This is a genomic window from Streptomyces sp. PL-29, assembly GCF_058344425.1.
In genome coordinates this window covers 4,659,100-4,676,736 of sequence record NZ_CP136996.1, presented here as the reverse complement: position 1 = coordinate 4,676,736, position 17,637 = coordinate 4,659,100, and the positions used below count along the sequence as shown (strand labels likewise).

The 17,637-nt window shown below is 73.0% G+C and carries 17 protein-coding genes; 8 read left to right on the top strand and 9 right to left on the bottom strand.

The window, feature by feature from the left end; all coding sequences use genetic code 11:
• Nucleotides 1-34: 34 nt before the first annotated feature.
• Nucleotides 35-1,645 (top strand): alpha/beta hydrolase, encoded by a 1,611-nt coding sequence (locus tag R4Z63_RS21725; protein WP_078556161.1) that lies wholly within the window; start codon nt 35-37, stop codon nt 1,643-1,645.
• 87 nt (nt 1,646-1,732) lie between these two features.
• Here the strand turns inward: R4Z63_RS21725 and moeZ are convergent, their stop codons facing one another.
• From moeZ to R4Z63_RS21690, 7 genes are all read right to left on the bottom strand, one after another.
• Nucleotides 1,733-2,911 carry an adenylyltransferase/sulfurtransferase MoeZ gene (gene moeZ, locus R4Z63_RS21720; RefSeq protein WP_037919559.1) on the bottom strand — a complete coding sequence of 393 codons (1,179 nt, stop codon included), beginning with the start codon at nt 2,909-2,911 and terminating at the stop codon, nt 1,733-1,735.
• 62 nt (nt 2,912-2,973) lie between these two features.
• The gene (locus tag R4Z63_RS21715) at nt 2,974-3,729 is read right to left on the bottom strand and encodes a spherulation-specific family 4 protein (protein ID WP_037919557.1); all 756 of its coding nucleotides are present in this window, start codon (nt 3,727-3,729) and stop codon (nt 2,974-2,976) included.
• The gene (locus R4Z63_RS21710) at nt 3,717-4,727 is read right to left on the bottom strand and encodes an NAD-dependent epimerase/dehydratase (protein WP_037919555.1); all 1,011 of its coding nucleotides are present in this window, start codon (nt 4,725-4,727) and stop codon (nt 3,717-3,719) included. Before R4Z63_RS21710 ends, R4Z63_RS21715 begins: the two co-directional genes overlap by 13 nt.
• A 131-nt stretch (nt 4,728-4,858) precedes the next feature.
• Nucleotides 4,859-5,851, bottom strand: a complete 993-nt coding sequence (locus R4Z63_RS21705) for a hypothetical protein (RefSeq protein WP_384453067.1) — start codon at nt 5,849-5,851, stop codon at nt 4,859-4,861.
• Nucleotides 5,848-7,467 carry a GT4 family glycosyltransferase PelF gene (pelF, locus tag R4Z63_RS21700; protein ID WP_384453117.1) on the bottom strand — a complete coding sequence of 540 codons (1,620 nt, stop codon included), beginning with the start codon at nt 7,465-7,467 and terminating at the stop codon, nt 5,848-5,850. Before pelF ends, R4Z63_RS21705 begins: the two co-directional genes overlap by 4 nt.
• A gap of 411 nt (nt 7,468-7,878) precedes the next feature.
• The gene (locus tag R4Z63_RS21695) at nt 7,879-9,252 is read right to left on the bottom strand and encodes a DUF3152 domain-containing protein (protein ID WP_491522578.1); all 1,374 of its coding nucleotides are present in this window, start codon (nt 9,250-9,252) and stop codon (nt 7,879-7,881) included.
• Nucleotides 9,253-9,326: 74 nt separating this feature from the next.
• Nucleotides 9,327-10,322 (bottom strand): alpha/beta fold hydrolase, encoded by a 996-nt coding sequence (locus tag R4Z63_RS21690; RefSeq protein WP_037919552.1) that lies wholly within the window; start codon nt 10,320-10,322, stop codon nt 9,327-9,329.
• A gap of 132 nt (nt 10,323-10,454) precedes the next feature.
• On the opposite strand from R4Z63_RS21690, the gene R4Z63_RS21685 reads away from it, so the two are divergent.
• From R4Z63_RS21685 to R4Z63_RS21670, 4 genes are all read left to right on the top strand, one after another.
• Complete coding sequence (locus tag R4Z63_RS21685; RefSeq protein ID WP_037919550.1) at nt 10,455-10,670, top strand: hypothetical protein; 216 nt, start codon at nt 10,455-10,457, stop codon at nt 10,668-10,670.
• 147 nt (nt 10,671-10,817) lie between these two features.
• Nucleotides 10,818-11,456 carry a TetR/AcrR family transcriptional regulator gene (locus R4Z63_RS21680; protein WP_037919547.1) on the top strand — a complete coding sequence of 213 codons (639 nt, stop codon included), beginning with the start codon at nt 10,818-10,820 and terminating at the stop codon, nt 11,454-11,456.
• 160 nt (nt 11,457-11,616) lie between these two features.
• Nucleotides 11,617-11,844: a DUF3107 domain-containing protein gene (locus R4Z63_RS21675; protein WP_037919546.1), complete on the top strand. Its 228-nt coding sequence runs from the start codon at nt 11,617-11,619 to the stop codon at nt 11,842-11,844.
• 109 nt (nt 11,845-11,953) lie between these two features.
• Entirely contained in the window at nt 11,954-12,265 is a 312-nt protein-coding gene (locus R4Z63_RS21670) for a hypothetical protein (protein WP_491522577.1), read from the top strand.
• A 101-nt stretch (nt 12,266-12,366) separates the two neighbouring features.
• On the opposite strand, the gene R4Z63_RS21665 is transcribed toward R4Z63_RS21670, so the two are convergent.
• Entirely contained in the window at nt 12,367-13,125 is a 759-nt protein-coding gene (locus R4Z63_RS21665) for a ferritin-like fold-containing protein (RefSeq protein ID WP_384453058.1), read from the bottom strand.
• Nucleotides 13,126-13,595: 470 nt separating this feature from the next.
• Between R4Z63_RS21665 and R4Z63_RS21660 the strand changes: the two genes are divergently transcribed.
• From R4Z63_RS21660 to R4Z63_RS21650, 3 genes are all read left to right on the top strand, one after another.
• Complete coding sequence (locus R4Z63_RS21660) at nt 13,596-15,671, top strand: DEAD/DEAH box helicase (RefSeq protein ID WP_384680934.1); 2,076 nt, start codon at nt 13,596-13,598, stop codon at nt 15,669-15,671.
• 102 nt (nt 15,672-15,773) lie between these two features.
• Complete coding sequence (locus tag R4Z63_RS21655; RefSeq protein WP_384456379.1) at nt 15,774-16,631, top strand: alpha/beta fold hydrolase; 858 nt, start codon at nt 15,774-15,776, stop codon at nt 16,629-16,631.
• A gap of 96 nt (nt 16,632-16,727) precedes the next feature.
• Nucleotides 16,728-16,880, top strand: a complete 153-nt coding sequence (locus R4Z63_RS21650) for a DUF8834 family protein (protein ID WP_172671287.1) — start codon at nt 16,728-16,730, stop codon at nt 16,878-16,880.
• Nucleotides 16,881-16,955: 75 nt separating this feature from the next.
• On the opposite strand, the gene R4Z63_RS21645 is transcribed toward R4Z63_RS21650, so the two are convergent.
• On the bottom strand, nt 16,956-17,561 hold the full coding sequence (locus R4Z63_RS21645; RefSeq protein ID WP_037919541.1) for a MarC family protein: 606 nt from the start codon (nt 17,559-17,561) through the stop codon (nt 16,956-16,958).
• Nucleotides 17,562-17,637 lie beyond the last annotated feature (76 nt).

Here is a 17,637-nt window from a genome sequence, read left to right as displayed (position 1 = left end):
GGCGGGGGCGGACGGGGTCACGCACGATGGTGACATGCCCAAACACCTCCTGCGGGTCGCCGTCGCCGTCGCCCTCCTGGCCGGGGCGGCCAGTACCAGTGGCTGTTCCGGAGGCGGGGAGGAGAAGCCCCCCAAGGCCGGCGGCACCGAGGGGGCGCCCCCGCTGAAATGGGGGGACTGTGAGCCTCCGACGGCCGCCGAGGGGGGCGGGCAGGCACCGCCCAAGGACTGGCAGTGCGCCACGCTCCACGTGCCGCTCGACTACGCGGATCCCGAAGGAGAAACGATTCCTCTGGCCCTGATCCGGGCGAAGGCCAGAAACCAGGACGAGCGCCTCGGCTCGCTCGTGTTCAACTTCGGCGGCCCCGGCGGGTCCGGCATCGCCACTCTGCCCGGCGCCGCCAAGGAGTACGAGGCCCTGCGCGAACGCTACGACCTGGTGAGCTTCGACCCGCGCGGGGTGGGCCGCAGCTCCCCCGTCCTGTGCCTGGACAACAGCCAGCTCGACGCCTACTACGCCTCGGACTCCTCCCCCGACACCCCGGAGGCGGAGAAGGCCTACCTCGACAACACCCGCAGGTACCAACAGGCCTGCGAGGCCAAGTCCGGAAAGGTGCTCCCCTACGTCGGCACCCGGAACGCCGCCCGCGACCTCGACCGGATCCGCCAGGCCCTCGGCGACGAGAAGCTCAACTACTTCGGGATCTCCTACGGGACCGAGCTCGGCGGGGTCTACGCCCACCTCTTCCCCGACAAGGTCGGCCGGGCCGTCTTCGACGCCGTCGTCGACCCGACCGCGACCGCCGAGGAAGGCGCGCTCGGTCAGGCCAAGGGCTTCCAGCTGGCCCTCGGCAACTTCGCGCAGGACTGCGTGGACCGCGGCGACGAGTGCCGGCTCCAGGGCAGCACCGCCAAGGAGATCGAGGACAACATCATCAAGCTCCAGAAGCGGCTGGCCGCCCAACCCGTCCCGGGGATCGGCGACCGGATGCTGACCGAGTCCGCGGCCACCAACGGCATCGCCCAGGCGCTCTACTCCGAGGAACTCTGGCCGCTGCTCGAACAGGGCCTGGACGAGGCCGAGGGCGGTCAGGGGCAGCTGCTGATGGCGCTGTCCGACGCCCTCAACGGCCGCGACCAGAACGGCGCCTACAGCAACATCGGCGCCGCCAACACCGCGATCAACTGCGTCGACTCCAAGGACCGCTACACCCTGGAGCAGACCAAGGCCAAGCTGCCCGCCTTCCGGGCCGCCTCACCGGTGTTCGGCGACTTCCTCGGCTGGGCCATGATGGGCTGCACCGGCTGGCCGGTCCCCGGCACGGCGTCCACCCCGGACGTCTCCGCCCCGGGGGCCGACCCGATCCTGGTGATCGGCAACACGGGAGACCCGGCCACCCCGTACGAGGGCGCCCGCAAGATGGTCGAGCGGCTCGGCCCCGGCGTCGGCGTGGAGCTCACGTACAAGGGCGAGGGGCATGGGGCCTACAACAGCGGCGACCCGTGCGTGCAGGGCGCCGTGAACTCCTACCTGCTGGACGGCAAGGTGCCGCCCTCGAACACCGTCTGCACCCCGCCGCCGGACCCCTCCCAGTCCCCCGCGCCACCGTCGGCGTCGGCCTCGGTGGAACCCCTCGGCGCCTGACCGACCGGGGCGGGGGCCGGGGACGCGCAGGCAGCGCGAAGGGGCTGTACCCGCTCTGCGAGCGGGTACAGCCCCTTCGCGGAAGGATCAGTAGACCGGCTTCTCGGGCTCGATCTGGTGGACCCAGCCGATGACGCCACCGCCGACGTGCACCGCGTCGGCGAAGCCCGCCGACTTCAGGACCGCCAGGACTTCCGCACTGCGGACACCCGTCTTGCAGTGCAAGACGATGCGCTTGTCCTGGGGCAGGTCCTGGAGGGCCGTGCCCATCAGGAACTCGCCCTTGGGGATCAGCTTCGCGCCGGGGATCGAGACGATCTCGTACTCGTTGACCTCGCGGACGTCGATGATCTCGATCAGCTCGTCGCCGTCGATCCACTCCTTGAGCTGCTTCGGAGTGATCGTGGAGCCGGCGGCCGCCTCCTGGGCCTCTTCCGAGACCACGCCGCAGAAGGCCTCGTAGTCGATGAGCTCCTTGACCGTCGCGTTCGGGCCGCAGACCGCGCAGTCGGGGTCCTTGCGGACCTTGACCTGGCGGTACTGCATCTCCAGGGCGTCGTAGATCATCAAGCGGCCGACCAGCGGCTCGCCGACACCGGTGAGGACCTTGATGGCCTCGGTGACCTGGATGGAGCCGATGGACGCGCAGAGCACGCCGAGGACACCGCCCTCGGCGCAGCTGGGCACCATGCCCGGCGGCGGGGGCTCCGGGTAGAGGCAGCGGTAGCAGGGGCCGTGCTCGGACCAGAAGACCGAGGCCTGGCCGTCGAAGCGGTAGATCGAACCCCAGACGTACGGCTTGTTCAGCAGCACGCAGGCGTCGTTGACGAGGTAGCGCGTGGCGAAGTTGTCCGTGCCGTCGACGATCAGGTCGTACTGGCTGAAGATCTCCATCACGTTCTCGGCTTCGAGCCGCTCTTCGTGAAGGACCACGTTCACGTACGGGTTGATGCCCAGCACGCTGTCGCGGGCGGACTCGGCCTTGGAGCGGCCGATGTCCGACTGGCTGTGGATGATCTGGCGCTGCAGGTTCGACTCGTCGACCTCGTCGAACTCCACGATGCCCAGCGTGCCCACGCCGGCCGCGGCCAGGTACATGAGGGCGGGCGAGCCGAGGCCGCCCGCGCCCACGGCCAGCACCTTGGCGTTCTTCAGGCGCTTCTGACCGTCCATCCCGACATCCGGGATGATCAGGTGGCGGGAGTACCGACGGACCTCGTCAACGGTGAGCTCAGCAGCCGGCTCGACCAGGGGTGGCAGCGACACGGGGACTCCGTAGATGTGACGACTTAACGGTGGTTCTCTCCGTAACACTGCCACGCCCGTCTTCATTCCAAGACACCTGTTCCGATACGTGAGACGATTTCGTCCCAGTAGCCGGGCATCGAGGCCCACGGGTCGCGGTCCCCGACGGCGCGCCGGTCGGTGAACCAGATCGTGCCGGCGCCCTGCCAGCGGGCGATCCGCATCGCCTCTTCCAGATGGGTGCGCGGGACTCCGTGGACCAGGTGGCAGAACCGCTCCGGCGGGTACTCCGCCGTCCACTCCGCCACCTGCGACCAGCGGTAGTCGGTCCAGGCCCCGGAGAAGGTGACCAGCTGGTCGGCGGCCTCCGCGTAGCCCGCGTACGGGTGGGTGCCGTGGCCGAGGACGATCCGCAGGTCCTCGCCCAGGCTCCGCAGGGCGTCGACGACCCGGCGCACCGCGTCCAGGTCCGCCTTGTCGGCCGGGGCCTCGGCGAGGTAGAAGCCGCCGACGCCGTACCAGTCGCGGAAGCGGTGGGCGTCGGAGACCAGCTCACCGAAGGACCGCGCCCCGTCCCGCATCGCGAGATGGCCCAGGACCGTGCCGCCCGCGCGGTGCAGCTTGGCGGCCGCTTCGGTGCAGTGCGGGTCGGGCCGGCCGCCCGGGCCGTCCGTGACGTTCAGCACGGCCCAGTGCAGCGGGGTGCCTGGGCGGGTCAGCTCGGCCCACTCGACGGGAGCGAGCAGCGGGTGGGCGTAGCCGGGGATGCCCAGCCCGAGACGGCCCGCACCGGTCGCGGCTGCCGTCAGGGCGCCGGGCGGAGTGGTCAGATGCGGCACGCCGCCTCCATCCAGATGTCCGCGAGGGACTCTTCCAGGCCGATCCGGGGCCGCCAGCCGAGCCGGTCGCGGGCGGTTCGCACGTCCGCCTGCTGCCAGGCTCCGCATCCGTCCGGGTAGGGATACGACTGGGGAGCCGCCGCGGCCATCTGCTCGGCAGTGGCCTCGGAGCGGGGGCTCCCGATGGAGGCGAGCCCGGCCGGGCGGCCGGGGTGCCCGTGCGCCTGTTGGGAACCGCCGTGCGGCACGTCCAGCTCGTGCAGGGCTCCTCCGTAGCCGGCGACCCGTGCCAGGACGGCGGCCGCGTCGCGCAGCCGGACGGCACGGCCGGTGCCGATGTTGACCACGCCCTGGGCGGCGGACAGGGATGCCGCGTGCACGGCCCGCGCGACGTCCCGTACGTCGACGAAGTCGCGCTGCACGCCGAGCCCGCCGAGCTTGAGCTCGCCGTCGCCGGACTGCATCGCCCGGCGCATGGCCTCGGCGAGTCGGCCCAACGGGGATCCGGCAGGGGTGCCCGGGCCGACGGGCGAGAAGATCCGCAGCACGACGGCGTCCAGACCGGAGCCGAGCACCAGCTCGGTGGCGGCCAGTTTGCTGACGCCGTACGGTCCGCCGGGTCTCGGGACGGCGTCCTCGGCCGTGGAGGACCCCGGCTGGCTGGGCCCGTACTCGGCGGCGCAGCCGAGCTGTACGAGCCGGGCCCCGCAGCCGCTGCGGCGGAGTGACTCGCAGATCGTCGCGACGGCGACGGTGTTGTGCCGGGTGAGCTCGCGGGCCCCGCCCCGGGTCGCTCCGGCGCAGTTGATGACGACGCCCGGGTGGACGGCGTCGAGGAAGCGGGTGAGCGCTCCGGGGCTACCGGTGGCGAGGTCGAAGCGGACGTCGGCGTCGTCGCCGCGGCCGAGTGCGGTGAGCTGCACGGCCGGGTCGGCGAGCAGCCGGTCGGCGACGTAGCGGCCGAGGTATCCGTTGGCTCCGATCAGCAGCACCCTCATCGCGCGACCCCTTGGTCGGTTGGCTGGCCGGTCATGTCTGTTTCTCCTTGCGGACGTGTGGATGGACGGGGCGGGGTACAGGCTGAGTGCCTCGGCGCCGGCTCCGAAGGGCTGTGGTGGTCCCGGGGGCGTCAGGTCCTCGCGTGCGCGCAGGCGCGGGACAGGGCGAGGACGGTGTGTACGAGGAGGGCGGCCGCGGCGGCGGTGGCCGCCGCCGGAGTCGGGACCAGAGCGACGGCGAGTGCGGCGGCGACGGGCCCCGGGCGGGTTCCGTGCCGAAGCTGGAGCCTGGTCAGGAAGAGCAGCAGGGCGAGCGGCACGGCCGCCGCGAGCGGTGTCCCGGCCAGGACGGCGGCCCCCGCGGCGGCCCCGGTGAAGACGCCGACGGACGCCAGCAGCAGGGGGCGCGCCCGGGCCGCGAAGTCCTCCAGGGCGCGGCTCCCGCCGAGCCGGGTCCGGGCCCCGGCGGCGAAGGCCGCGGCGAGCAGGTGCCCGGGGGCGACGGCCAGTGCGAGGCAGACCGCGAGGGCGGTGCCGTACCGGTACACGGCCCAGCCGGCGACGGCGGCGGCGAGCAGGTGCGCGAGCCAGGGGACGCGGCTTCCGGCGGCCCGCCCCGGCCACACCAGGGCGGCGACGATGGCGGCCACGGCGGCGGGCCCGGCCCATGCCTGGCCCGCACCGGCCGCGGCCGCGGCGAGGGCCCCGGGCAGCAGCGCGCAGCCGAACCGGCGGAAGGCGGACGGCCCGGCCGGGACCAGGGCCGGCGCGGCGGCGGGCACCTCCCCGCGCGGGCTGCGGGCGTACAGCTCCTCGGCGAGGGAGAAGACGTCGCGGTGCCGGAAGCGGGCGGCGGTGCGGTCGGTGATGCCGTGCGCCTCCAGCCCGGCGGCGATCTCCAGCGGGTCCACGGCCCGCTCGCACAGCTCGCGGTGCCGGTGCAGCAGGGCCTTGACCGGATCCCCCGCGGCCCGCCGGCGGGCCTGGCCGGCGACCGGCGACGGCAAGGGTGCGGCCGGGACCGGGGCGTCGGGGCCGGGCGTCTCGGTGCGGACGGCCTCGGGGGCGACGGCCTCGGGGGCGACGGCCTCGGGGGCGACGGCTTCGGGGTCGACGGTGGTCATACGGCGGCCTCCGCGGTCGGTTCCGGTGCGGGCTTCGCCCAGGTCGGGCTGGTCCAGTGCCCGGGTACCCGCGCCTCCGGGGGGCGGGCGAAGGGGACGCCGCCGTCGGGCCGTTCGGAACCCCTGGCGAGCAGCCGCAGGTAAATCTCCTGGAAGGCGGTGACGTTCTGCTCGACGGTGAACAGCTCCAGGGCCCGTGCCCGGGCGGCGGCTCCCAGGCGCTCCGCCCGCTCGGCGTCCCCGAGCAGGGACAGACAGGCTTCGGCGAGCGCCTTCGGGTTGCGCGGCGGGACGACCAGCCCGGTGCCTCCGATGACCTCGCGGACCGCGCCCACGTCGGTGGAGACGGTGGCGCGCCCGCAGAGCATCGCCTCGGCCAGGGCGAGGGGGAAGCCCTCGATCACGGAGGACAGCACGACGATCCGCCCGGCGCCGTAGGCCTCGGCCGTGGAAGGTGCCTCCGGTCCGCCGATCTGCTCGAAGGCGACCGGGTTCTCCCCGACGGTGACGCGGTCCGCGGCCTCATCGGGGAACAGCTGCGCGGCGAGGCTACGGCAGTCGGCGAGGTAGCCGGGGTCCGCGGCCGTGGCGAAGATCCGCAGGCAGGTGCCCGGCTCGGCCCTTCTGATCTCGGCGAAGGCGTGCAGCAGTGCGATCAGGTCCTTGGCGGGCTCCACCCGGCCCACCCACACGAGCGTGTGGGGGTCCCCGCAGTCGGCGGACTCCCCCACGGTGGCGAATCGGTCCGCCTCCATCCCCGGGTAGACGGTCCGCAGCCGGTCACGGGTCGCGCCGCAGCGCTCCTGCCAGCGCCGGGCGTGAGCGTTGCCGGGGGTCAGGAAGTCGGCCCGGGCGTAGATCTCGCAGGCCAGCCGCAGGTGGAAGGCGGCGCGCAGGGCCCGTACCGCGGGGCGGGGCTCCTCGCCCCCGCCCGCGCCGAGGTGGGACAGGTAGTGGGCGCGCAGCTGGACTCCATACTCGGTGACCAGCAGCGGGACTCCGAAGAAGCGTTTGGCCAGTAGACCGGGGAGCGCCGCCACCCCACCCGCGCCGGCGTGGCAGACGTCGACGGCGCCGAGGCCCTCGCCCCGGGCGTCCTCCTCGTACCAGTCGAGGGACAGCGGGCGCAGCATGCGCTCCAGTTCGTCCACGAACTCCAGCAGGTCCGCCACCTGGGCGACCTGCACGGTGCGACTCGCGCCCGGGGCCCGACAGGCGGCCTCCAGTGCCCGCACCGCGGACTCGGAGCGCAATGCCGCATACAGCCCGCCCTGTTCGCGGGCGAGGCCGGCGAGACCGTACAGACCGGTGGCGAAGGGCTCCGGCGAGCCGGAGCAGACCCCGTGGACCAGTTGCTGGAAGCAGTCGGTGAACCGGCGGCGCTCACGCCGGGAGTAGCTGCGCCCGTCGTCGGCGGGGGCCCACAGGGGGGCCGTGCGGACGTGGGTGACGTGCTCGGGCAGCGGGACCCGGGCGCGCTCCTGCTCGGCGCTGCGGCTCAGCGCGTAGAGCTCGAACTCGTGCTGCGGGAGTCCGCGCACGAGCCGGTCGCACCACGGCGCGGCCTCGCCCGTGGCATACGGATAACCACCTTCTGTGAGCAGTCCGATCCGCACGAGCGGCACCCCCGATCTCCCGTTCAGGCGGTCGCCGTCGGTCAGGCGACCCGCTGCGGGAGAACTCAAGCGGATGGACCGGAGGCGCGACGGACGGTTGTCCGTCGCGCACCGGAAGGGGTGAAGAGTCGTAACTTTCCCGTACGGTTCGCGTTCGAGCACGCTAGAAGTACAGCCTCGGACGGCCTTGCGCCCGGCGGGGGCGAGGAGCTCCCGGCGCGACCGGATCCGGTGCCCGGCCGGCTCCGGATCCAGGGTGTACCGGGACGGGGGTCACGTGTCGGGGGGAGAGGGGGCGCCGCGCGGTCGGCCGGTGTCGGAGCCGAAGGATGTCGGCCACGCCGGGGCGGCCGCACCGCGGTGAGCGGACGCCGTGCCGGGGCGGCCTCCACCCGCCCACCGGGCTCCGGGTCAGTTCCCCGGGAACGCCCAGGGGTTGGGCTTGCACTCGATGCCGTTGATGTTGAGGGACTTGGTCTGCTGCTGCATGACCGGGGCGAGGGCGCCGGGGGTGCGGCAGTTGACGTGGCCGTTGCCGAGCCGGTGGCCGACCTCGTGGTTGATGAGCATCTGGCGGTAGGCGGCCATCTGGTCCGGACCGTAGGTCTCGGAGCCCTGGGCCCACCGGAAGGCGTTGATCATCACGCGCTCGGTCTGGGCCGAGTCACAGGAGACGTTGCCGACGACGGTGTCGAGATTGGACTTGGCGCACCAGACCCCGGTGGTGCCGGGGCTGGCCAGGGTGATCACGAAGTCGGACTCGCCGCCTGGCACCCGCTCGAAGGTCTTCGTACCGCCGTGGCCCCAGCTCCGGTCGTCGTTGAGGGTGCGGTGGACGGCCTCGGCGAAGAACATCGCGTCCAGGCCCAGGCCCTGCTCGACGTCGACGCGATAGCGCACCACCCTGCCCTTGCCGGGAGCCTTGGCCACCCCGGGCACGGTGTCGAAGGTGCCGGGACCGGTGAGTTTCGGATCGATGGGGAGCTGCGCGGCCAGCTGCTGCTCGTACGTCAGCTCGGGCGCGGGAGCGTCGGCCGACGGCGCGACGGGGGCGGCCACGCCGCCGTTCGGGGTGGGCCGGCCGTCCGAGCGGGACGCGGCCGTATCGCTGCGGTCCTTGCCGGTGGCGGTGGGCGCGCCGGCCCTGGTCTCGTCGGCGTCCGGGTCGAGGAACCCCTGGCCTGCGACGACCACCGCGAGGACGGTGGTGACCGCGGCCGCTGCCATGCCGGTGTAGGCGAGGGCCTTCTTGCCGCGGCCGGAGGCGGGCCGCTCCTCGACCGGATCGGCCGGCACCCGGGGGCCGGGCACGAGGCGGTGCGGGCCGGCCGAGGTGACGGGGGCCGGCCCGGGCGCGGTCGCGGGCTCGGACGCACGGGGAGCCGGCTCTTCGAGCGTGACCTGCGGGAAGCCCACCGCGGGCGTGCCGAAGGCCGGGGTGTCGTAGTCCCTCGGGGTGGCGGGGGACCCGGCCCGTGCCGCGGGGGCGGGACGGTCGCCGGAGCGCGGGCGGGGTACGCCCCGCCAGTCCCCGTACACGGAGTCGGGTCCGACGCCGGGGGCGCCGCCCTCGTACTGCTGGGGGTGGCCGCCGGCCCGCGCACCGTCGGCGGGCCGGTCCTGGGCCACGTATCCGTGGTGGGTGACGGTCGACTCGGGCCACCCGGCGAACGGGTCGCGGCCGCCGAAGCCGTCGCCGCCCGGGACGTCGTTGCCGAACGCGTCGTAGGCGTACCCGCCCCCGTCCCCGTGCCCGTCGGGATCCGGCTGCGCCTGCGGGCGCACCGCGGCAGGCGCCGGCGCCGGAACGGACTCCGGAGCGGGCGCCCCGGATTTTCGACTGTGTCGTCCCACGGCTCTCAGCCCCTGCCGTCTTCGGTGTCCCGGTCCGCAGCCCCCGCGCCGGTGTCGCGCAGCAGCTCCGTGAAGGCGGCGGCCACCACCTCGGGGTACTCCATCATCGCCACGTGCCCGGCCTCGGGCAGGCTCAGCAGCCGCGAACCGCGGAAGGCGGCGGCGGCCTTGTGCGCCATACGGTACGAGACCAGCTGGTCCCGGCCGCCGTAGACCAGCAGGGTCGGGGCGAGCACCCGCTGTGCCTGCCGCCACAGTCCGTGCTGGCCGCCGAGGGTGTAGGCGTCGACGATGCCGCGCGAGGTGCGGGTCATCACGTCCCAGAAGTACGGGAGCGCCATCCGGCGCTCCATCTCCTCGACGGCGTTGCGGAACCCTTCGGGAGTCACCCGGGAGGGGTCTCCGTAGCAGAGGTCCGTCACCCCCCGGGTGCGCTGTTCGGCGCTGAGACCCCGGGTCATCCGGCTGAAGAGCCCGGCCACCCCCGGCAGGGCCAGGAGCGCGGTCGGCACGGCCGACCGCTGCACGCGCAGCTCGGGAAGGGCGGGTGAGACGAGTGTCAGGGTGCGCACGAGGTCGGGACGGACGGCCGCGACCCGGGTGGAGACGGCGCCGCCGAGGGAGTTCCCGAAGAGGTGGACCGGCCCGCGCCCGGCGGCGTCGAGGTGGCGGATGACGGCGCGGGCGAACGCGGTGACGGAATAGTCGCGGTCGGCGGACGGCGGGGACCAGCCGAAGCCGGGCAGGTCCACCGCCTCCGCGTCGACGGTGTCCGCCAGCTGCTCCATGAGCGCCGACCAGTTCTGCGAGGAGCCGCCCAGGCCGTGCACGAAGAGGGCGGGCGGCAGGCCGTCACGCCGGGGCGGGCGGACCCGGACGGCCAGTTCCAGCCCGGGCAGCGCGGCGGTGCGCAGCTGCTCCCCGTCGGCCAGCCGGACCGCTCCGGCGGGGGAGGACGGTTCGGCGCTGGACCGCACGCCCGGCAGCTCGGTCGAAGACATGCGGGCAATGTTACGAGACGATCACGTTCCACTTGTTGTGTTCGCGGTCACAGTCTCATCGCGGATCCGCATAGCGGCGCCCCCGCGATCCTCCTAGGCTCGTAAGTGACACAAGGAAGCGAGGGGAGCGGCATGACTGTCGACCCTGCGGAGCCGGACACCTTCCGGGAGCGGTTTCCGGAATCCCTCGATCCTGAGGCACCCGAGGCTGATGTGGCGGAGCAGCAGGCCGATCTCCGGCCCGGCGACGACGACCCCGACTCCGGCCGCGAGGCGGGCCAGGCTGCGGACGGCGACGCCGCCGAGCAGGCGCGCGTGGTGCAGCTGGACGAGGACGACTACCGCTGACCGACCGTCGACCGACCGCTGACCAGCGCCTCCGGGCCGTCCGTACCGCGAGAAAAGTCGGCTCGAACCCTCCAGATTCGGTTACCGAAAAGTACGATGGCGGCGCGGCGCAGAGCGCCTGTGTTCTGAGAGAAAGTGGGAGGCGGCGTGACAGCCATCGAGCAGACCGAGGCAGCGCGTCCGCGGGGCACGCGACTGCCGCGCCGAGCCCGGCGCAATCAGCTGCTGGGCGCGGCCCAAGAGGTCTTCGTCGCCCAGGGCTACCACGCGGCCGCGATGGACGACATCGCCGAGCGTGCCGGGGTGAGCAAGCCGGTGCTCTACCAGCACTTCCCGGGCAAGCTCGACCTGTATCTGGCCCTGCTGGACCAGCACTGCGAGGCGCTGCTGCTGGCGGTGCGCACCGCGCTCGCCTCGACGACGGACAACAAGCTGCGCGTGGCCGCCACGATGGACGCCTACTTCGCGTACGTGGAGGACGAGGGCGGCGCCTTCCGACTGGTGTTCGAGTCCGACCTGACGAACGAGCCCGCGGTGCGCGAGCGCGTCGACCGCGTCTCGCTCCAGTGTGCGGAGGCCATCTCCGACGTCATCGCCGAGGACACGGGCCTGTCCAAGGACGAGTCGATGCTGCTGGCCGTGGGCCTGGGCGGGGTCTCGCAGGTGGTGGCCCGCTACTGGCTCTCCAGCGAGAGCCCGGTCGCCCGTGAGACGGCGGTCGGGCTGCTGACCTCGCTCGCCTGGCGCGGTATCGCCGGCTTCCCGCTGCACGGCGCGGAGTCCTGACGCCGTCCGGGCGGTGACGCGGCGGCATCCTCGACGGATCCCCGCCGGTGTTCGCTGCCAGCGTGTCCGCTCTGCGCGGTCCGCATCCCCTCTCCGGGCTAATGTGGACCGCGTACGGCGCGGCTGATCGCGCGAACCGGATCGTCGGAGGGACAAAGCCGTGGAGGTCAAGATCGGCGTGCAGCACGCACCCCGGGAGATCGTGCTGGAGAGCGACCTGAGCGCCGAGGAGCTGGAGGGCATCGTCGCTGCCGCGCTGTCCGGCCAGGCGCCGCTGCTGAGCCTCACCGACAGCAAGGGCCGCAAGGTCCTGGTGCCGTCCGACCGCCTGTCGTACGTCGACCTGGGTGAGCCGACCACGCGCAAGGTCGGTTTCGGGGCGCTCTGAGAACTGTCCGAAACGGCCCGGTGGTTGATTCCGCCGGGCCGTTTCCGTTTCTTCCGCTTCGGGTAGGACCGCAGTGACCCGGTTTGCCCTGACGTATGGGAGAGACCTGATGCTGCTGTTGGAAGTGCTCGGCTCCGCGCTGCTGGGGCTCGCCCTGTCCGCCGCAGCCGTCCGAGGGTTCGCGCCCCGGCTTCCTTCTCGGTGGGTGGTGCTGGTCAGCGGAGTGCTGGGAGCGCTGTTCGGGGCCTATCTCACCCACTTCGCGCTGGGCCCGGGACACAACACGCTGCTGGCGACGTTCATCGGCTCGGTGCTGGTGTCGGCCGTGGTGCTGTCGCTGCTGCTCCGTCCGGCCCGCGGGCCCCCGCAGGCGTCCCCACAGGACTCCGTTTTCGCTCCCGTCGCGGGGATGACCCCCTGAAGCGGGCCCATGAGGCCCGTCTCGGAGGCCTCCGCACGGCATACGTCGGCCCCGGCGCGCACATGGCGCGCCGGGGCCGGCGGCGTTCGGGGACCGCCCGGTCAGGCGGCGAGGCCGAGGGCCGCCATCCGCTTGGTGTGGGCCTTGGTGATCCGGGTGAACATCTCACCGACCGCCGCGAGGTCGAAGCCCGCCGCCATCCCGTCGACGCCGCCCACCAGCATGGTGGAGAGCGCGTCGCGCTCGGCGACCACGCGCTGTGCCTGCGAGAGGGCCTCGCCCATCAGGCGGCGGGCCCACAGGGCGAGCCGGCCGCCGCAGCGGGGGTCGGCCTCGATCGCGGCGCGCACCTTCTCGACGGCGAAGTTGCCGTGGCCGGTGTCGTCGAGCACGCCGAGCACGAGGGCGCGGGTGTCGGTGTCCAGGTGGGAGGCGACCTCGCGGTAGAAGTCACTGGCGATGGAGTCGCCGACGTACGCCTTGACCAGGCCCTCCAGCCAGTCGGACGGGGCCGTCTGGCGGTGGAAGGCGTCAACGCCCTGGGCGAAGGGCTCCATGGCGGCCGTGGGCTCGGCGTCGATCGTCGTGAGGCGGTCGCGGAGCCGCTCGAAGTGGTGGAACTCGGCGGAGGCCATCGCGGCGAGCTCGGCCTTGTCGTCCAGGGTGGGCGCGAGCTTCGCGTCCTCCGCGAGGCGCTCGAAGGCCGCGAGCTCCCCGTAGGCGAGCGCACCGAGCAGGTCCACGACGGCGGCCCGGTACTGCGGCGAGGCAGATGCGGTCGCCCAGTCCTGCGAGGCGATCCCGGTGGCCTCGGCGGGGCTGCTGTCGTCGGCGGGCGAGGCGTTTTCTACGGTCGGCATGCTCCGCACAATAGCCCGCCGAATGCCACCTCAAAGCACCACGTCTACTCACCGACTGTCCACCTAAACGCACCTACCCGGTGAATTCACCCGACACACCTGCGCGATTCCGGGGTACAGTGGTAATGCGCCTGCCGAATACTCGGCGGGCCATCCGAATGAGGATGCCCGGTCGGTGGCCCGATCGGCTCCAACCGACCGCCCTCGGTGTGGTGCGTACGTCCATGCGTACCGCCTCCCACGAGGGGCCCCCTCAGCGGCAGAGCGCTTGAGCGAAGGCCAGTGGTCCCGCGCAGCTTCGTACGTGGCAGTACTGCAAGCACAGCACGGTAGGACCCCCATCGCCGCCTCGCGCCGCGTCTCACAGAAGAGGCAGCACCCTGACTACGTTCCGAGACCTCGGGATCTTTCCCGAGACCGCCGAAGCCCTTGAAGCCGTCGGCATTGTGTCCCCCTTCCCCATCCAGGAGATGACCCTCCCCGTCGCCCTTTCCGGCACGGACGTCATCGGCCAGGCCAAGACCGGAACCGGCAAGACGCTCGGTTTCGGCCTTCCCCTGCTGGAGCGGGTCGTCGTCCCCGCCGATGTCGAGGCCGGGCGGGCCACGCCCGACCGGCTGACCGACGCCCCGCAGGCCCTCGTGGTGGTTCCGACCCGCGAGCTGTGCACCCAGGTCACCAACGACCTGCTGACCGCCGGCAAGGTCCGCAACGTCCGCGTCCTGGCCATATACGGCGGCCGGGCCTACGAGCCCCAGGTCGAGGCGCTCAACAAGGGCGTCGACGTGATCGTCGGCACCCCGGGCCGTCTGCTGGACCTGGCCGGGCAGCGAAAGCTCGACCTGTCGCGCGTGCGCGCCCTGGTCCTGGACGAGGCCGACGAGATGCTCGACCTGGGCTTCCTGCCCGACGTCGAGAAGATCATGGCCTACCTGCCCGCGAAGCGTCAGACGATGCTGTTCTCGGCGACCATGCCGGGCGCGGTCATCGGCCTCGCCCGCCGGTACATGACGCAGCCGACACACATCCGCGCCGTCTCCGAGGACGGCGAGGGCGCGACCGTCGCCAACATCACGCAGCACGTCTTCCGTGCACACAACATGGACAAGCCGGAGCTGGTCTCCCGCATCCTGCAGGCCGAGGGCCGCGGCCTGGCCATGATCTTCTGCCGCACCAAGCGCACGGCGGCCGACATCGCCGAGCAGCTGGAGCGGCGCGGCTTCGCATCCGGCGCCGTCCACGGCGACCTGGGCCAGGGCGCGCGCGAGCAGGCCCTGCGGGCGTTCCGCAACGGCAAGGTCGACGTGCTGGTGTGCACCGACGTCGCCGCGCGCGGCATCGACGTCGAGGGCGTGACGCACGTCATCAACTACCAGACGCCGGAGGACGAGAAGACCTTCCTGCACCGTGTCGGCCGTACCGGCCGCGCGGGCAACAAGGGCATCGCCGTCACCCTGGTCGACTGGGACGACATCCCGCGCTGGCAGCTGATCAACAAGGCGCTGGGGCTGGACTTCCACGATCCGGTCGAGACCTACTCCACGTCGCCGCACCTGTTCGAGCAGCTGAACATCCCGGCCGGTACCAAGGGCGTCCTGCCGCGCACCGAGCGCACGCGGGCCGGCCTGAAGGCCGAGGAGCTCGAGGACCTGGGCGAGACCGGCGGCCGCGGCGGCCGGGCCGCCAAGGCCGCCACGGTGGTCGAGGAGCGTCCGGCCCGTACCCGCACGCCGCGCCAGCGTCGCCGTACGCGGGGCGGGGCCGAGGTCGGCGCCGAGGCCGCAGCCGTGTCCCCGGTGCCCCCCGTGGTCGAGGAGGCGCAGGCACCGGCCGGCGACGAGCCGCGCAGGCCGCGCCGCCGCCGGACCCGGGTGGGTGCGGTACCGGTGCAGTCCGCCCCAGCGGCGGTGGCCGAGGCCCCGGTGGCCGAGGCCCCCGCGGCGGAGGTGACCCCGGTCGCCGAGGAGGCCCCGGCCAGGCCGAGGCGCACGCGCACCCGCAAGGCCGTCGAAACGGCCCCGGAGCCGGACTTCCAGATGGCCCCCCTCGTCGAGCCGGCGCCCGTCCGGGCGCGCCGCCCGCGCAGGGTCGTCGAGACGACGCCGGAGCCGGACTTCCAGATGGCTCCGCCCGTCGAGCCGGTTCGGGCGCGCCGCCCGCGCAGGGCCGCGGCCGCTCCGGTGACCCCGGCCGCCGAGGCCCCGGCGGTCGCCGTGGCCGAGGAGGCTCCGGCCAAGCCGAAGCGCACCCGCACCCGCAAGACCGCCGAAGCCGCCCCGGTCGCCACCGACGCCACCGCCGTGGCCGAGGAGGCCCCGGCCAAGCCGAAGCGCACCCGCACCCGCAAGACCGCCGAAGCCGCCCCGGTCGCCACCGACGCCACCGCCGTGGCCGAGGAGGCCCCGGCCAAGCCGAAGCGCACCCGCACCCGCAAGACCGCCGAAACCGCCCCGGTCGCCACCGACGCCACCGCCGTGGCCGAGGAGGCCCCGGCCAAGCCGAAGCGCACCCGCACCCGCAAGACCGCGGCCGCGCCCGAGGCATAGGACCCGGCACCTGCGCGGACGGCCCCGGCCCCCTTCCGAGGGGGCCGGGGCCGTCCGCGTACCCGGGCCGCGCCGGTATCTACGGACCGGTAACCTCGGGCCATGAGCAAGCCCCCGCGCCTCACGCTGCCGTCCGCCGCCCGTGCGTACCGCCTGTCCACCGACCGCGGACCCTTCGCCGTGCACGAGGCCGGCGAGCCGGTCCGCGGCACCGCCCTGCTGGTCCCCGGCTTCACGGGCAGCAAGGAGGACTTCATCGCCCTGCTGGAACCGCTGGCCGCCGCCGGCTACCGGGTGGTCGCCGTGGACGGACGCGGCCAGTACGAGACGCCCGGCCCGCGTGAGGAGGCGGCGTACGGCCTGGAGGAGCTGGCGGGCGACGTCCTCGCGCAGGCCGGCGCCCTGGGCGCGGGCCGCGTGCACCTCGTCGGCCACTCACTCGGCGGGCTGATCGCGAGGGCCGCCGTGCTCCGCGACCCGTCGCCCTTCGCCTCGCTCACCCTGCTGAGCAGCGGTCCGGCGGCGATCGCCGAGGAGCAGCAGGCGCGGACGAAGTTGCTGGTCGCGGCACTGGAGGCGATGGGCGACGACATGCCGGGGATCTGGGCGGCGATGCGGGCGGCCGACCCCCAGGACGCCGCCGGGGACTCGCCCGAGCTGACGCGCTTCCTGCGCGCGCGGTGGTTGGCCACCGTCCCCGAGCAGCTGATCGTCACGGGCCGGGCGCTGATCTGCGAGCCCGACCGGGTGGACGAGCTGAACCGGGTGGCGCTGCCGAAGCTGGTGCTGTCCGGGGCCGTGGACTACGCCTGGCCGGTCCCGCTGATGGACGCGATGGCCGAGCGGCTCGGTGCACTGCGGGTGGTCGTCCCGGGAACCGAGCACTCCCCGAACGCCGAGGATCCGGCGGCGACGGCCGCCGCGCTGGTCTCGTTCTGGGAATCCACCCCCCGCATGTAGTTAGCCAGTGAAAAAATTTCCTTAGCGTAGGGAATGATTGCGGCTTACGCTTCGTTGACCCAGTGCAAGGAGAACACTGACGAAGGGAGAAGCCCCGTGCGCTTCGAGATTCTGCGCCTGGACGACGTCGACGGGACCGCCGTGGACAGCACCGTCGTGGACGCGGCCTCCGTCAACCGGATCGTGCAGCAGGCCGCGTCGATCGGCCAGCGCATCCTGATCCGACCGGCCGAGAGCGCGTCCGTCTGACGCTCCGCGCGAAACGTCCACGCCTCCGCACCGGAACCGGTGCGGAGGCGTTCGCGTGCGTAGGGCAACGTGCGGTCAGGCTCCCTGGACGACCTGGAGCACGCCGTTGATGATCTGCTGGACGGCGATCGCCGACAGCATCATGCCGGCGAGCCGGGTCACCAGGACGACGCCGCCGTCCTTGATGACGCGAATGATCACCAGCGAGTAGCGCATGGTGACCCACAGCACGACGTGCATGGCAATGATCGCGGCCCAGACCGAGATCTGGCCGGCCGGCCCGTCCGCCTTCTGGACGGCCAGGATGACGGAGACGATCGCACCGGGCCCGGCGAGCAGCGGCATGCCGAGCGGAACCAGGGCGACGTTCACGTCCTTGGTCTGCTTGGGCTCATCGGTCTTGCCGGTGAGCAGGTCGAGCGCGATGAGCAGGAGCAGCAGACCACCGGCGATCATCAGTGCCGGGACGGAGACGTGCAGGTAGTCGAGGATCTGCTGACCGCAGATGCCGAAGACGGCGATGACGCCGAAGGCCACGCAGACGGCCTGCCAGGCCATGCGGCGCTGCACCTTGACGGGACGGCCAGAGGTCAACGCCAGGAAGATCGGCGTGATCCCCGGCGGGTCCATAATCACAAAAAGAGTGAGAAAAAGGGATCCGAAGACGGCGAAGTCGAACACAGTGATGCCTTGCAGGAGAGAGGGGTGTCACGAAGAAGAAGTCAGGGACGGGTCGAGCGGGCCGGGCAGCGGCCGG

Coding starts and splice junctions, on each gene's coding strand:
- R4Z63_RS21725 (WP_078556161.1), top strand. CDS start 35: ATGCCCAAACACCTCCTGCGGGTCGCCGTCGCCGTCGCCCTCCTGGCC.
- R4Z63_RS21710 (WP_037919555.1), bottom strand. CDS start 4,727: ATGAGGGTGCTGCTGATCGGAGCCAACGGATACCTCGGCCGCTACGTC.
- R4Z63_RS21705 (WP_384453067.1), bottom strand. CDS start 5,851: ATGACCACCGTCGACCCCGAAGCCGTCGCCCCCGAGGCCGTCGCCCCC.
- R4Z63_RS21690 (WP_037919552.1), bottom strand. CDS start 10,322: ATGTCTTCGACCGAGCTGCCGGGCGTGCGGTCCAGCGCCGAACCGTCC.
- R4Z63_RS21685 (WP_037919550.1), top strand. CDS start 10,455: ATGACTGTCGACCCTGCGGAGCCGGACACCTTCCGGGAGCGGTTTCCG.
- R4Z63_RS21670 (WP_491522577.1), top strand. CDS start 11,954: ATGCTGCTGTTGGAAGTGCTCGGCTCCGCGCTGCTGGGGCTCGCCCTG.
- R4Z63_RS21665 (WP_384453058.1), bottom strand. CDS start 13,125: ATGCCGACCGTAGAAAACGCCTCGCCCGCCGACGACAGCAGCCCCGCC.
- R4Z63_RS21660 (WP_384680934.1), top strand. CDS start 13,596: ATGACCCTCCCCGTCGCCCTTTCCGGCACGGACGTCATCGGCCAGGCC.
- R4Z63_RS21655 (WP_384456379.1), top strand. CDS start 15,774: ATGAGCAAGCCCCCGCGCCTCACGCTGCCGTCCGCCGCCCGTGCGTAC.